Raw genomic sequence first — 13,854 nt, 5'->3', positions numbered from 1 at the left:
AGTTCAACGGTCCACAATGAAAATTCCTCGTGCGGTGTTGGCCGCGCTTCTTACCCTGTCTTTGGTACAGGGCGCCCGCGCACAAGACATCACTTTGACCTCACATGATGGCGAGGTCGAAGTGGTCGGTACTTTGCTAGGGTATGACGGTGAATTCTACCGGGTCGAAACGCAATTTGGCGAACTGACGGTCGATGGTTCGGGCGTCACCTGCGACGGTCCCGCCTGCCCCAATCTGACCGATTTCGTAGCCGAGGTTCGCTTTTCAGGTTCATCCGTCATGGCCGAAACGCTGCTGCCCGCACTTGCCCAAGGCTTTGCAAGACACGAAGGGCTGACGGTATCCCATTTGGAAACCGCCGATGCGCTGCAGGTATATGTTCTGCACCATCCTGACCGCCAAGCACCTTTGGCCCGGTTGACGTTTCGCGCGACCGACACCTCTCAGGGCTTTTCCGATCTGGCAAATAACAACGCGGATATTGTGCTTGCACAGCGCGAGGTTCGGCCCAAAGAACTGGAACTGACCCGCAACGCCGGATTGGGAGATCTGACGCAGGCGCGCCGATCACGTGTTCTGGCGCTGGATGCAATGGTTCCGATTGTGTCGGCTGACAATCCGGTGCGCCAGATATCCCCCGCCGATCTCGCGATGATCTTTGCAGCCGAAATTACAAACTGGTCCGAACTCGGCGGTCCTGACGCACCGATCTCGCTGCACTTGCCCCGGGCAGGATCAGGCTTGGCACAAGCAGTCGAAGATCTGTTGCTGGCTCCGGTTGACGCGGTAATCTCTGCCGACGCCCGGCGCCATGAACGAAATAGCGATCTGGTGCGCGTGGTCTCGAATGATCCCTTCGGTATTGGGATCGCAAGCCTTTCCGAAACTGGCGCTGCGCGTACCCTGCCGCTGACCGGTGGTTGCGGTCACGCCCTGTCCGCCACCCGACAATCGGTTAAGACCGAAGATTACCCGCTGACTTCTCCGATGTTTATCTATCTGCCGCAGAGACGATTGCCCCGAGTTGCTAGACAGTTTCTGGCCTTCACCCAAAGTGGTGCGGCGCAGATGGTCATACGGCAAGCCGGGTTTGTCGATCAATCGCCAGAAACTATCGCGATTGGTCTTCAAGGCGATAGGCTGGCCAACGCCATCAGAACGGGCGGAACCGAAGTTGGTTTGGACGAATTGCAGCGCATGATTGAAACCCTCAGGCCGCTGTCCCGTTTATCATTGTCCGTCCGATTCGAACCCGGTTCGTCGCGGCCCGACGCCCAGTCCCGCTCAAACATTCTGCAACTGGCACAGGCACTTGAAAGCGGAACGCTGAATGCGCGTCAACTGACCTTTGTTGGGTTCAGCGATGGGGAAGGGGCCGCCGCCACCAATACGCGTATCGCCCTGCAGCGTGCCAAAACCGTACGCAATGCGGTGCTGGCGGCGATCGAAACAAGCATCCCTGACAGCGTCGAGATCACGGTTGAGGGCTTTGGCGAGGCCATGCCAATGGCGTGCGATGACACTGAATGGGGCCGAAAAGTGAACCGCCGCGTCGAGGTCTGGGTCCGATAACCCTCACAAATACCCCTGAGACCGAAAGCTTAGCTCGGTCGATTTACCAATGATCAGGTGATCATGCAGAGTAAGCCCAAGCGCTGAACATGCATCCTGAATCCGGTTGGTCATATCGATGTCAGATTGCGAAGGCGTCGGATCGCCAGACGGATGATTGTGTACCAGAATCATGGCCGATGCATTGAGCTCCAGCGCCCGTTTGGCAACCTCTCGTGGATACACAGGGACATGATCCACGGTGCCTTTGGCCTGTTCCTCATCCGCGATCAGAACGTTCTTGCGGTCCAGATAGAATACCCGGAATTGCTCGGTCTCGCGATGGGCCATCGTCGTATGACAATAATCCAACAGCGCATCCCAGCCCGAAATCACATGCCGCTGCATCACACGCGCGCGCGCCATCCGATGGGCACACGCCTCAAGAATTTTCAGATCAGTGATCACGGTATCCCCGACACCTTTGATTTGACGCAACCGTTCCTCGGGCGCCGTGAGGACACGATTAAAATCACCAAATGCATCCATCAAGGCGCGCGCCAGCGGTTTCACATCCTGTCGTGGGATCGACCGGAACAGCGCCAGTTCCAATAATTCGTAGTCGGGCATCGCAGATGATCCGCCCGCCATGAACCGTTCGCGCAGCCGCTTGCGATGATCTTTGATGTAGGAGGGTAACCGACCACTCGGTAGCGGCTGCGCCGGAGCTTCGTCCGTATCGAACAGCATGGGGGCTTCGGCAAATGCGTCCTGAGTCATGGGCTCACCTTGACGCAGAATCGGTTTCCAAGAGGTTAACGCGCCTCATCCCGGCGTGCTGGATCGGCAACGCACGGATCCCCCGCTTCATCTGGCCATAAATATCTCGGGGGAGTCGCCCAAAGGGCGGCGGGGGCAGAGCCCTCCTTGCTGAACCGGGTCAGCCTTTCATACCATCCCAAAAAGATTTGACGGATGAAAAGAAGCTTTTTGATTCCGGGTGATTATTATCTTCACCCAGATCGTCAAACTCGCGCAAAAGCTCTTTCTGTCGGCTGGTCAGATTGACCGGGGTTTCCACCGCCAGTTCAATGAACATGTCCCCTACACCGCCGCCACGTAAGGCAGGCATGCCTTTGGCTCTCAGGCGCATCTGGCGACCGGACTGGCTGCCGGCAGGGATTTGAATACGACCACGGCCACCGTCGATGGTTGGTACTTCGATCGAACCACCCAAGGCGGCCTTGGCCATGCTGACCGGCACGCGGCAATAGAGGTTCACGCTGTCGCGTTCGAACAGTTTGTGCTCGGACACCTCGACAAAGATATAGAGATCGCCCGGAGGGCCACCGCGCATCCCGGCTTCACCTTCACCAGCCAGGCGAATGCGCGTACCGGTTTCGACACCGGCGGGGATGTTGACCGAAAGGGCGCGATCCTTTTCAACGCGGCCCGCGCCCTGACAGGATTTACAGGGGTTCTTGATGATCTGACCCAATCCCGAACAGGTCGGGCACGTACGCTCTACCGTAAAAAAGCCCTGTTGCGCGCGAACTTTGCCCATGCCGGAACAGGTGGGGCAGGCCGTAGGTTCGACGCCACCTTCAGCCCCAGTGCCTTCGCACGAAGAACAGGCAACGGCGGTCGGCACGTTGATGGTTTTTTGCAGACCTGCATAGGCCTCTTCCAGAGAAACCCGCAGGTTATAACGCAGGTCAGAGCCGCGCGCGGCACGGCGTCCTCCGCCCCCACGCTGACCGCCCATGAAGTCGCCGAACAGATCGTCAAATACGTCCGAAAACGCGCTCGAGAAATCGCCCTGACCGCCAAAGCCACCGCCGGGACGCCCTCCGCCGCCCATGCCGTTTTCAAACGCGGCGTGGCCAAAGCGGTCGTAGGCGGCCTTTTTCTCGGCGTCGCGCAGCACATCATAGGCCTCGTTGGCCTCTTTGAACTGCGCCTCGGCGTCTGGGTTGTCCTTGTTGCGATCCGGATGCACTTCCTTGGCTTTCTTGCGAAAGCCTTTCTTGATCTCATCCGCCGAAGCGCCCTTGGACACGCCGAGCACTTCGTAATAGTCGCGTTTGGACATCAGTATTTCCTTCTGCCTCAACGTAATTGGGCCGGCCCGGCAACCGGACCGGCCCAAATTGGCCCGGTTTCCCGTTAGTTACGCTTTTCGTCGTCCAGATCTTCGAACTCGGCGTCGACAATGTCGTCCTCGCCCGGCGCTTGGTCGGCCGCTGCTGGTTCGTCATCACCTTCTTCGGCCTGCGCCTTGTAGATGGCTTCGCCCAGCTTCATGGCCGCTTCGGTCACGTTCTGGATGCCCGACTTGATCTTGTCGGCGTTCTCGGTTTCCAGCTCGTCCTTGAGCGCGGCGATGGCCAGCTCGATGGCTTCGACGGTCGTCGGATCGACTTTGTCCGAATGCTCTTCGACGGACTTCTCGGTCGAGTGGATCAGGCTTTCCGCCTGGTTCTTCGCCTCGATCAGCTCGCGGCGTTCCTTGTCCGCCTCGGCGTTGTCCTCGGCGTCCTTGACCATCTTGTCGATATCTTCATCCGACAGGCCACCCGATGCCTGGATGGTGATCTTCTGCTCTTTGCCGGTGCCTTTGTCCTTGGCCGAAACCGAGACAATGCCGTTGGCATCGATGTCAAAAGTCACCTCGATCTGAGGCATGCCACGCGGTGCGGGCGGGATTTCTTCGAGGTTGAACTGACCCAGAATCTTGTTGTCCGCAGCCATTTCGCGCTCACCCTGGAAACAGCGGATGGTCACGGCATTCTGGTTGTCTTCGGCTGTCGAGAAAACCTGAGACTTCTTGGTCGGGATCGTGGTGTTGCGGTCGATCAGGCGGGTGAACACGCCACCCAGAGTTTCGATTCCCAGGCTGAGCGGGGTCACGTCCAGCAGAACCACGTCTTTGACATCGCCCTGCAAAACACCGGCCTGAATGGCAGCGCCCATGGCAACAACTTCGTCAGGGTTCACACCCTTGTGCGGCTCTTTGCCGAAAAATTTGGTGACCTCTTCGATGACTTTCGGCATCCGGGTCATACCACCGACCAGAACAACCTCGTCAATGTCACCGGCCGACAGGCCCGCGTCTTTCAGAGCAGCCTGACAAGGCTTCATCGACTTTTTGATCAGGTCGCCAACCAGCGATTCCAGCTTGGCCCGGGTCAGTTTCATGACCATGTGCAGCGGCTGACCGTTTGCACCCATCGAGATGAACGGCTGGTTGATCTCGGTCTGCGAAGTCGAAGACAGTTCAATCTTGGCTTTTTCAGCGGCTTCTTTCAGACGCTGCAGCGCCATCTTGTCGGCAGACAGATCAACGCCGTGTTCCTTTTTGAACTCATCGGCCAGGTAGTTGACGATGCGCATGTCAAAGTCTTCACCACCCAGGAAGGTGTCACCATTGGTCGATTTGACCTCGAACAGACCGTCGTCGATTTCAAGAATGGTCACGTCGAAGGTACCGCCACCAAGGTCATAGACCGCGATGGTTTGGGTTTCTTCTTTGTCCAGACCATAGGCCAACGCAGCCGCTGTCGGTTCGTTGATGATCCGCAGCACTTCCAGACCGGCAATCTTGCCTGCGTCTTTGGTGGCCTGACGCTGCGCGTCGTTGAAGTATGCCGGAACAGTAATGACCGCTTGTGTGACTTCCTCACCCAGATAGCTTTCAGCCGTCTCTTTCATCTTGCCCAGAGTGAAGGCCGAGATCTGGCTTGGGGAGTACTTCTCACCGCGGGCCTCAACCCACGCGTCGCCATTGCCGCCATCAACGATGGCGTAAGGCACCATTTTCTTGTCTTTTTCGACTTCTGCATCATCCACACGACGACCGATCAGGCGTTTTACGCCAAAAATCGTGTTGTCGGGGTTGGTGACCGCCTGACGTTTTGCAGGCTGACCGACCAGTCGCTCATCTTCGGTGAAGGCGACGATCGAGGGCGTGGTCCGCGCCCCTTCGGCGTTTTCGATGACCTTCGGCTGCGAGCCGTCCATGATGGCCACACAAGAGTTTGTGGTCCCGAGGTCAATCCCGATTACTTTTCCCATATTTTCAATCCCTTTCTCTTCAAGGCGATGTTCCGAGGGTTGGACCCGTTGCGGCATCCCATCCCCGATTGATGTGCGCGACAGCACTACACCATCGCGCGTCGAGGCGTATATAAGGGCGAGAACAGGGGCCTGCAAGCGTTCAGAAACACAGGTTTTCAGGATTCTTTGGCCTTTTTTGGCAAGGTTTTGGCAAGGTTTGGGGATTCTTGGATGACGCGGCTGCTTTTACGCGGATTTGATATCCGCAAAGCCTATCTGAATGCGGCGGCACAAACCGCTCTGATTGACCTGCTGCGACCGATTCTGAAGGCCACCCCGCTTTATCGGCCCGTCACGCCTTCGGGCAAGGAAATGTCGGTGCGCATGACCTCGGCCGGGGCATTGGGTTGGGTTACAGATCGGGCGGGATACAGGTATCAGGACACCCATCCGAAAGGTATGGGCTGGCCCGCGATCCCGGAGGAGATTCTGTCAATCTGGCGGGACCTGACCGGCGCGGATCGTCAGCCCGATTGCTGCCTGATCAACTATTACGGCGAAGGCACAAAGATGGGCTTGCATCAGGACAAGGACGAAGCCGATTTCTCTTGGCCAGTTTTGTCGATCTCTTTGGGTGATGACGCGCTTTTCAGAATTGGCAACACCACACGAGGTGGCAAGACCGAATCGATCTGGCTAAGTTCAGGTGATGTGGTGATCATGGGGGGCCCGGCAAGGCTGACCTACCATGGTGTGGATCGCATCCGGTTCGGATCATCCAAGCTGCTGCCAAAGGGTGGGCGCATCAACCTGACCTTGCGGGTCGCAACTTAGGGCGCTTTGCACTTATCGCCGCGCATCCCAGCTTTTTGAGACCTGCTTGCGCGTGTAGAACTCGGCCAGCAAGCCGATCATTGTCAGAACGATGCCCACCCAAAGCGCGTATTCCCAGCTGGAATTACGCGGAAAATAATTGCGGAACACAAAACCCCTGCATTGGTCGATGATGTGAAACAGAGGGTTCCAGGCGAACATGGTCAACATGAACCCACCAAGGGCGTTGCCGACAAACATTTTGCCGGAGAACACCATGTTCATGCGGCGGTAGACATTTTTAAGGATGGTCACCGTATTGGGAAACCACGGCTTCAGCGCCAAAAAAACGAGTCCCACGGAGCATCCCGTGAACCAAGCCAGTACAAGCATGGCAAAGGCGCCACTTGGCTCCTGAATCTCGAGCGGTGAAACGGCAACGCTGTAGACAAACAAAATCACCAGGATCGAGACAAGTTGCGTATAAAGCGTACCAAGCGCCGAAGCCGCCAGCATCACCAACATGGTCATCGGCGAATGCAGGGTCATGGGATTGTTGCCATCTCCGACACCGGCAATGGCGCCGACCGATTTGATATGCGTCAGAAATAGAAACACACCCGACAGCAAGAAAAGAATGAACTCACCGCGTATCTTGGCGATCCGTGTACCCATGAGGGACAGGATGAAATAGAAGGCCGTCGCAACTACCACCACCTGGAGGATGTTTATGACGATTGCCATGACTGCATTTGAATGCTGCGACCGGATGTTGCGGACAACCGCGTGGAATATCAACTCGGCCGTTGTGAAGGCCGCGCCTATCAGTGACTGATTTCGTTTATAGTGAAACACCCGACCGCTCTTTTCTGCTGCGTTACCCGCGACTATGGCACGAAATTCTTGCCGTTCCGTATCCGCCGCATCATAAGTCCGTGTTGAACCTGTATCAACAAACCAAAAGATCGGAACATTTTTGTGACCTATGACGCCCTGATACCCGTCATCCGGCGGCTGGCCCTGCAGGCCGGGGACAAAATCATGCAGATCTATGAGGCGGATGATTTCGATGTCAAAGTCAAATCCGATTCCAGCCCGGTGACCGAGGCGGATGAGGCGGCCGATGCGCTGATCTCGGCCGGGTTGCGTAAAGCCTTCCCTGATATCTTACTGGTGACCGAGGAACAGGCGGCCTCGCATTCTAAGAAAGGCGACACATTCCTGATCGTCGATCCGCTGGACGGCACCAAAGAATTCATCAACCGGCGTGGGGATTTCACGGTGAATATTGCGCTGGTCGAGAATGGCGTGCCGACGCGTGGTGTGGTCTATGCTCCCACGCGGGGACGAATGTTCTATACTCGGGCCGACGGGCAAGCGGTTGAGGAAACCGGTGCTTTGGACAAAGATAAAGTTGGCCAGGGGACACCAATATCAGTCTCTAAACCAGACAATTCGGCGTTGTTGATTGTGGCGTCAAAGTCACATCGGGATCAGGCGACCGAGGATTACATCAACAAATATCAGGTGCGCGACAGCAAAAGCGCCGGATCATCGCTGAAGTTCTGCCTGGTCGCCACGGGCGAGGCCGACCTTTACCCCCGAGTGGGCCGCACTATGGAATGGGACACCGCCGCAGGCCACGCTGTTCTTGCTGGCGCAGGCGGGAATGTGGTTCGCTTTGACGACCATTCACCGCTGACCTATGGCAAAGACGGCTATGCCAATCCATTTTTCATCGCCTATGCTCCGGGCGTAGACCTAAAGGAAGCCTGATGTCCGTACTGATCGCGATTCCCGCTCGCTATGCCTCAAGCCGTTATCCTGGCAAACCACTGGTGCCACTGACCGGTGCCAACGGGACAAGCATGACCCTGATCGAACGGTCATGGCGCGCCGCGATTTCCGCCTCGGGTGTGGATCGTGTGGTTGTCGCCACCGATGACGACCGTATCCGCGAGGCGGCCGAAGGTTTCGGGGCCGAAGTCGTCATGACTTCGGACACCTGCCGCAACGGCACCGAGCGCTGTGCAGAGACACATGCGGTGCTGGGCGGTGGATACGAAATCGTGGTTAACCTTCAGGGTGATGCGCCGCTGACCCCTCACTGGTTTGTGGAAGACCTGATTTCGGGCCTGCGTGCCGCACCGGAGGCGGGCGTCGCCACCCCGGTTCTGCGCTGTGATGGCGACGCGCTGAATGGGTTGCTAAATGACCGCAAACATGGCCGCGTTGGGGGCACAACAGCGGTATTTGGCAACGATCACAGCGCGCTGTATTTCTCGAAAGAGGTGATCCCCTTCACTTCCGAGATCTATGCCAGCACCGATCCAACCCCGGTCTTTCACCATGTTGGCGTCTACGCCTACCGGCCTGATGCACTGGCGGCGTATCCGTCATGGCCAAGTGGCCCGCTGGAATCGCTAGAAGGGTTGGAGCAGCTACGTTTCATGGAAAACGGTCGCAAGGTTCTGTGCGTCGAGGTCGAAGCCAAAGGCCGCCAGTTCTGGGAGCTGAACAACCCACAGGACGTCGCCAAGATCGAAGAGATGATGGCTGAGATGGGGCTGGAATGACCTATATTCTGGTCACCGGCGGCGCGGGCTACATCGGCTCGCACGCGTGCAAGGCACTGGCACAAGCGGGGTATATCCCGGTGACCTATGACAATCTGGTCACGGGCTGGCAGGACGCGGTGAAATTTGGTCCCTTCGAACTAGGTGATCTGCTGGACCGCGCGCGCCTGGATGAGGTGTTTGCCAAGTACCAACCCGCCGCTGTGATGCATTTCGCCGCCCTCAGTCAGGTGGGCGAGGCGATGTCCGAGCCCGGAAGATACTGGTCGAACAATGTGACCGGGTCCTTGAATCTGATTCAAGCGGCGGTAGACTCTGGATGTCTGGATTTCGTCTTCTCCTCGACCTGTGCCACTTATGGTGAGCATGACAATGTAGTGCTGGATGAAACCACGCCACAGCACCCGCTGAACGCATACGGTGCTTCAAAGCGGGCTATTGAAGATATTCTGCGCGACTATCAGGCCGCCTACGGGCTGAACCATGTCATCTTCCGCTATTTCAACGTGGCCGGAGCCGATCCCGAGGCTGAGGTTGGCGAGTTCCACCGACCCGAAACCCATCTGGTGCCGCTGATGCTGGATGCCATAGACGGAAAGCGCGACAGGCTGACAGTCTTTGGCACCGACTATGACACGCCAGACGGAACATGCATCCGCGACTACGTTCATGTCTGTGATCTGGTCGATGCGCATGTTCTGGGGCTGAAATGGCTGGAAGAGGGCAACGAAAGCCGTGTGTTTAACCTGGGCACCGGGTCGGGCTTTTCGGTGATGGAAGTGATCGAGCATTCCAAAGCAGTCACCAATCGCGCCGTACCTTACAGTGTCGGCGCACGCCGGGCCGGGGATTGCACGCGGCTGGTCTCGGGCTCCGTCCGGGCCAAGGACGAGCTGGGCTGGACAGCAAAAAGATCAACATTAGAGACGATGATCACCGATGCTTGGCGCTGGCATCAGAACGGCAGCTACAAAAAGTGAGCATCGATGATCAGCCGCTGAATTGGGTGCAGCGTTATAAGCTGCGCCTGAAACGCAAGCGGCTTTTGTGGCGATCCTTTCGCAGCCGCCATCGACTGACCTCGCTTTGCAACCGGACCCAGCAGATTAAGCCCAAGGCAATCCTTGGGTTCACCACTCTGCGCAACGAAATCACCCGTTTGCCGTGGTTCTTCAAACATTATCGCGCATTGGGCGTTGATCACTTTTTGATGGTGGACAATGACAGCGACGATGGCTCGGTCCCGTATCTTTTGGATCAGCCGGATGTATCGCTATGGCAAACCGCTGCCAACTATCGCGCATCCCGGTTCGGGTTGGATTGGTTGACGTGGTTGCAATGGAAATACGCCCACGGGCATTGGTCCCTTATGGTCGATGCCGACGAGTTGCTGGTCTATACCCATCACGACACACATACACTGCGTGATCTGACCACGTGGTTGGACGCGCGCGGGCAGCCTGCGTTTGGTGCGCTGATGCTGGACCTCTATCCCAAAGGTCCGATAGGCGCACAAACCTATGATCCGCAGTCCGATCCAACCGGTGTTCTGAACTGGTTTGAACCCGGCCCCTATCGCACCCAGCGCCAGATGCCGATGGGAAACCTGTGGGCTCAGGGTGGGATGCGCGAACGTGTGTTCTTTGCGGAGCAGCCCGAACGATCACCAACGCTGAACAAAATCCCTTTGGTTCGGTGGTCGCGACACATGGCTTACGTGAACTCCACCCATTCCGCGCTGCCACGCACCTTGAACTTTGGATATGACGGGCCGGGCGGGAACACCCCCTCGGGCGTTTTGCTGCACACGAAATTCCTGCCCGAGGTAGTCGAAAAATCGCAGGCCGAGAAACAGCGGCGACAGCATTTCCACGACCCCGATCAATTCAGCACCTATTACGACGGGATCATCAGCCGACCCGATCTTTGGACGCCATCCTCGATACAGCTGAGCGATTGGCGGCAGCTGCGGAAGCTAGGGCTGATGAACAGTGGCGGCTTTCCTGCCACTGCGGGGAAGTAAACGGGATTTAAACCCGTTGCCTCACAAGGTGCAGAAATGTCATAAAACGATAATGTCCGGCACCACTCAGGCCTCAGGCGGCCCCGGGCAGACGCGCGTATCAAAAAAGGTTGGGCAGCCGCGTGAGCCTTTTGGATTCCTATCGCATGAGATTGCGGCGCAAGCGTCGCCTTTTGCGTTGCCTGCGCAAACGGCACCAGTTGAAGCCAGTTCAGAACAACACCTCGGGCATTCGTCCACAGGATGTCTTGCTGATGAGTGTCGTGCGAAATGAATGTATCCGCCTTCCCTATTTTCTGGACTATTATCGAAAGCTAGGCGTCAACCACTTTCTGTTTATTGACAACAACAGTGACGATGGCACCCGTGAATTTCTGGCTGATCAGCCAGATGTGTCACTTTGGTGGACCGATGCCGGTTATAAGCAGGCAACCTATGGGCTGGATTGGTCAAATTATCTGCTGCGGACATATGCCCACAAGCACTGGGTATTAACTGTCGATCCTGATGAATTCTTTGTCTACCCTTTCTGCGATACCCGCCCGATCCGGGCGCTGACCGACTGGCTGGACGACACAGGCGTGCGCAGCTTTGGCACCATGCTGATCGACATGTACCCCGAAGGCGCAATCGAAGAGATGCCCTATCAGGAAGGCCAGAATCCTTTTGAAATCGCTTCTTGGTTCGACTCGGGCAATTACATGATCACCCGGAATCCGACCTATGGAAACCTATGGATTCAAGGTGGTGCCCGCGCACGGGTTTTCTTTCAGGAAACGCCCAAGAAAGCCCCCGCGCTGAACAAGATTCCTCTGGTGAAGTGGCATCGTAGGTACGCCTATGTCAGCTCGACCCATGCATTGCTGCCCCGCGGTCTCAATCAGGTTTATGAGGAACGTGGGGGTGAAAAAACCAGCGGTGCGCTGCTGCACGCAAAGCTGATTGACACCCTGGGCGACAAGGCCCGCGAGGAATTGAACCGCAACCAGCATTACCGAAGCTCTGGCGAATACAAAGCCTATGTCCAGCAATTAGAGAGCAGGCCAGTTTTCTGGAACAAATGGTCCGAAAAATACATCAACTGGAGGCAGCTTGAGATCCTCGGCCTGATGTCGAAGGGGAACTGGGCATGAGCAGCCTGGGCATCGTCATGCTGGTGCACACTGCGCTGGATCGGGTTGAGCAGGTGGCGCGACACTGGACGGCCTCGGGCTGCCCCGTGGTGATCCATGTGGATCGCAAGGTGGGCAACCCGACCTACTCCAAGTTTATCGCCGCCTGCGCCGATGACCCCCTGATCCAGTTTTCGGATCGACATGTCTGCGAATGGGGCAGTTGGGGCATCGTTGCCGCATCTCAATCCGCCGCTGCCCTGATACTGGAAAAGTTTCCCGATGTCCGGCATGTCTACCTGTCCTCAGGTGCCTGCCTGCCTTTGCGTCCCGTGGGCGAGCTGATCGACTATTTGGCTGATCGTCCCCGCGTCGACTTCATCGAGAGCGCGACCACGCGGGATGTCAGCTGGACAATCGGTGGGCTGGATCTTGAACGGTTCACGCTTCGGTTTCCGTTTTCATGGCGCAAGCGCCGTAGATTGTTCGACGCCTATGTGCGATTTCAACGTGCCCTTGGAATGCGCCGCACTATTCCCGAAGGTCTGGTACCACATATGGGCAGCCAATGGTGGTGCCTGACCCGACAAACACTTTCGGCCATTTTGCAGGACCCGAAGCGCAAGGAATATGATCACTATTTCCGCAAGGTCTGGATACCGGACGAAAGCTATTTTCAAACACTCGCACGGCTTTATTCAACACATATCGAGAGCCGGTCGCTGACATTGTCGAAGTTCGACTACCAGGGCCGACCGCATATGTTTTACGACGACCATCTGCAACTGCTGCGCCGGTCGGATTGTTTTGTGGCGCGCAAAATCTGGCAGGGGGCGGATCGACTGTATCAAACCTTTCTTACGGATGAAAACAGCGCGTTGACCCCTGCTGAGCCCAACCCGGGAAAGATTGACCGGGTCTTTTCCAAAGCCGTTGAGCGGCGCGTGCGCGGACGGGACGGGCTGTATATGCAAAGCTGTTTCCCGCGCTCGACATGCGAACGGAGCCTTTCGGCCTTTCCATATTCCGTACTCCAGGGTTTTTCCGAGCTGTTTGAGGACTTTGAGCCCTGGCTTGCAAATGCCACTGGCGCGCGAGTACACGGGCATCTTTTTCATCCTGAAAGGGCACAATTCGCAGGGGATGAGACGTTGATGAACGGCGTGCTCAGTGATTGTGCCATGCTGCGCGATTATAACCCAACTGCCTTCCTGTCGAATGTCATCTGGAACACGCGCGGCGAACGCCAGTGTTTTCAGTTCGGGCCACAGGACAACCAGCAGATCAGCGAATTTCTGGCGCGCGACCAAAATGCCAATATCGCGATCATCACCGGGGCGTGGGCCGTTCCTTTGTTCCGCTCTAACATGAACTTTGCCGATATCCGGTGTGAAGCCGCCCGCTTGCAACAGCGAGAAACAAAACAGCTTGAGCTGCTTGATACCGCCCGCTCAAATTCAAGAATCCGGGTCTGGACGATGGCCGATTTCGTGGAAGCCCCGATGGAACAGCTGCAAACCGTGCTGGAAGACATGGGCGCACCCCAACCCACCCATTTGACCGAAGCGCCGACGCTGGTTGATCTGTCCGGGTTCGGAAAATTCCTGCAAAACCTCAAGAATCAAGGAATGCACCCATACTTGATGGGCGATTTCCCGGTGAACGACGAATTCGGCACGCAGGCCAAATCTTTCAAGAAACCCTATTTGGTGCAGTAACGCT

12 protein-coding genes are annotated in these 13,854 nt (G+C 56.8%); 8 read left to right on the top strand and 4 right to left on the bottom strand.

What is annotated here, in order from left to right; all coding sequences use genetic code 11:
- Positions 1-16 precede the first annotated feature (16 nt).
- On the top strand, positions 17-1,573 hold the full coding sequence (locus Q1B46_RS18015) for a phosphate ABC transporter substrate-binding/OmpA family protein (protein ID WP_299950166.1): 1,557 nt from the start codon (positions 17-19) through the stop codon (positions 1,571-1,573).
- A gap of 3 nt (positions 1,574-1,576) precedes the next feature.
- Here the strand turns inward: Q1B46_RS18015 and radC are convergent, their stop codons facing one another.
- From radC to dnaK, 3 genes are all read right to left on the bottom strand, one after another.
- Positions 1,577-2,332 (bottom strand): DNA repair protein RadC, encoded by a 756-nt coding sequence (gene radC, locus Q1B46_RS18010; RefSeq protein WP_299950164.1) that lies wholly within the window; start codon positions 2,330-2,332, stop codon positions 1,577-1,579.
- Positions 2,333-2,492: 160 nt separating this feature from the next.
- Positions 2,493-3,644 carry a molecular chaperone DnaJ gene (dnaJ, locus tag Q1B46_RS18005; RefSeq protein WP_299661372.1) on the bottom strand — a complete coding sequence of 384 codons (1,152 nt, stop codon included), beginning with the start codon at positions 3,642-3,644 and terminating at the stop codon, positions 2,493-2,495.
- Between the two features lie 74 nt (positions 3,645-3,718).
- Positions 3,719-5,626, bottom strand: a complete 1,908-nt coding sequence (gene dnaK, locus Q1B46_RS18000; RefSeq protein WP_299950162.1) for a molecular chaperone DnaK — start codon at positions 5,624-5,626, stop codon at positions 3,719-3,721.
- 213 nt (positions 5,627-5,839) lie between these two features.
- On the opposite strand from dnaK, the gene Q1B46_RS17995 reads away from it, so the two are divergent.
- Positions 5,840-6,442 (top strand): alpha-ketoglutarate-dependent dioxygenase AlkB, encoded by a 603-nt coding sequence (locus Q1B46_RS17995; RefSeq protein ID WP_299950160.1) that lies wholly within the window; start codon positions 5,840-5,842, stop codon positions 6,440-6,442.
- Positions 6,443-6,454: 12 nt separating this feature from the next.
- On the opposite strand, the gene Q1B46_RS17990 is transcribed toward Q1B46_RS17995, so the two are convergent.
- Positions 6,455-7,276, bottom strand: coding sequence for an ABC transporter permease (locus tag Q1B46_RS17990; protein WP_299950158.1), 822 nt, complete (start codon positions 7,274-7,276; stop codon positions 6,455-6,457).
- A gap of 123 nt (positions 7,277-7,399) precedes the next feature.
- On the opposite strand from Q1B46_RS17990, the gene cysQ reads away from it, so the two are divergent.
- The 6 genes from cysQ to Q1B46_RS17960 all read left to right on the top strand — a co-directional run bounded on the left by cysQ (position 7,400) and on the right by Q1B46_RS17960 (position 13,850).
- A complete protein-coding gene (gene cysQ / locus Q1B46_RS17985; protein WP_299950156.1) occupies positions 7,400-8,197 on the top strand; it encodes a 3'(2'),5'-bisphosphate nucleotidase CysQ in 798 nt (265 codons plus the stop codon).
- Complete coding sequence (locus Q1B46_RS17980) at positions 8,197-8,997, top strand: manno-octulosonate cytidylyltransferase (protein WP_299950154.1); 801 nt, start codon at positions 8,197-8,199, stop codon at positions 8,995-8,997. The genes cysQ and Q1B46_RS17980 overlap by 1 nt, the downstream gene beginning before the upstream one ends.
- Positions 8,994-9,977: a UDP-glucose 4-epimerase GalE gene (galE, locus tag Q1B46_RS17975; protein WP_299950152.1), complete on the top strand. Its 984-nt coding sequence runs from the start codon at positions 8,994-8,996 to the stop codon at positions 9,975-9,977. Before Q1B46_RS17980 ends, galE begins: the two co-directional genes overlap by 4 nt.
- The gene (locus tag Q1B46_RS17970) at positions 9,974-11,020 is read left to right on the top strand and encodes a glycosyltransferase family 2 protein (protein WP_299950151.1); all 1,047 of its coding nucleotides are present in this window, start codon (positions 9,974-9,976) and stop codon (positions 11,018-11,020) included. Before galE ends, Q1B46_RS17970 begins: the two co-directional genes overlap by 4 nt.
- A gap of 146 nt (positions 11,021-11,166) precedes the next feature.
- Positions 11,167-12,153: a glycosyltransferase family 2 protein gene (locus tag Q1B46_RS17965; RefSeq protein ID WP_299950201.1), complete on the top strand. Its 987-nt coding sequence runs from the start codon at positions 11,167-11,169 to the stop codon at positions 12,151-12,153.
- Positions 12,150-13,850, top strand: coding sequence for a beta-1,6-N-acetylglucosaminyltransferase (locus Q1B46_RS17960; RefSeq protein ID WP_299950149.1), 1,701 nt, complete (start codon positions 12,150-12,152; stop codon positions 13,848-13,850). The genes Q1B46_RS17965 and Q1B46_RS17960 overlap by 4 nt, the downstream gene beginning before the upstream one ends.
- The last annotated feature ends 4 nt before the right edge of the window (positions 13,851-13,854 follow it).

It is taken from the genome of uncultured Ruegeria sp., from assembly GCF_947500045.1.
Lineage (GTDB): Bacteria > Pseudomonadota > Alphaproteobacteria > Rhodobacterales > Rhodobacteraceae > Ruegeria.
This window is presented reverse-complemented; position numbering and strand designations above follow the sequence as displayed.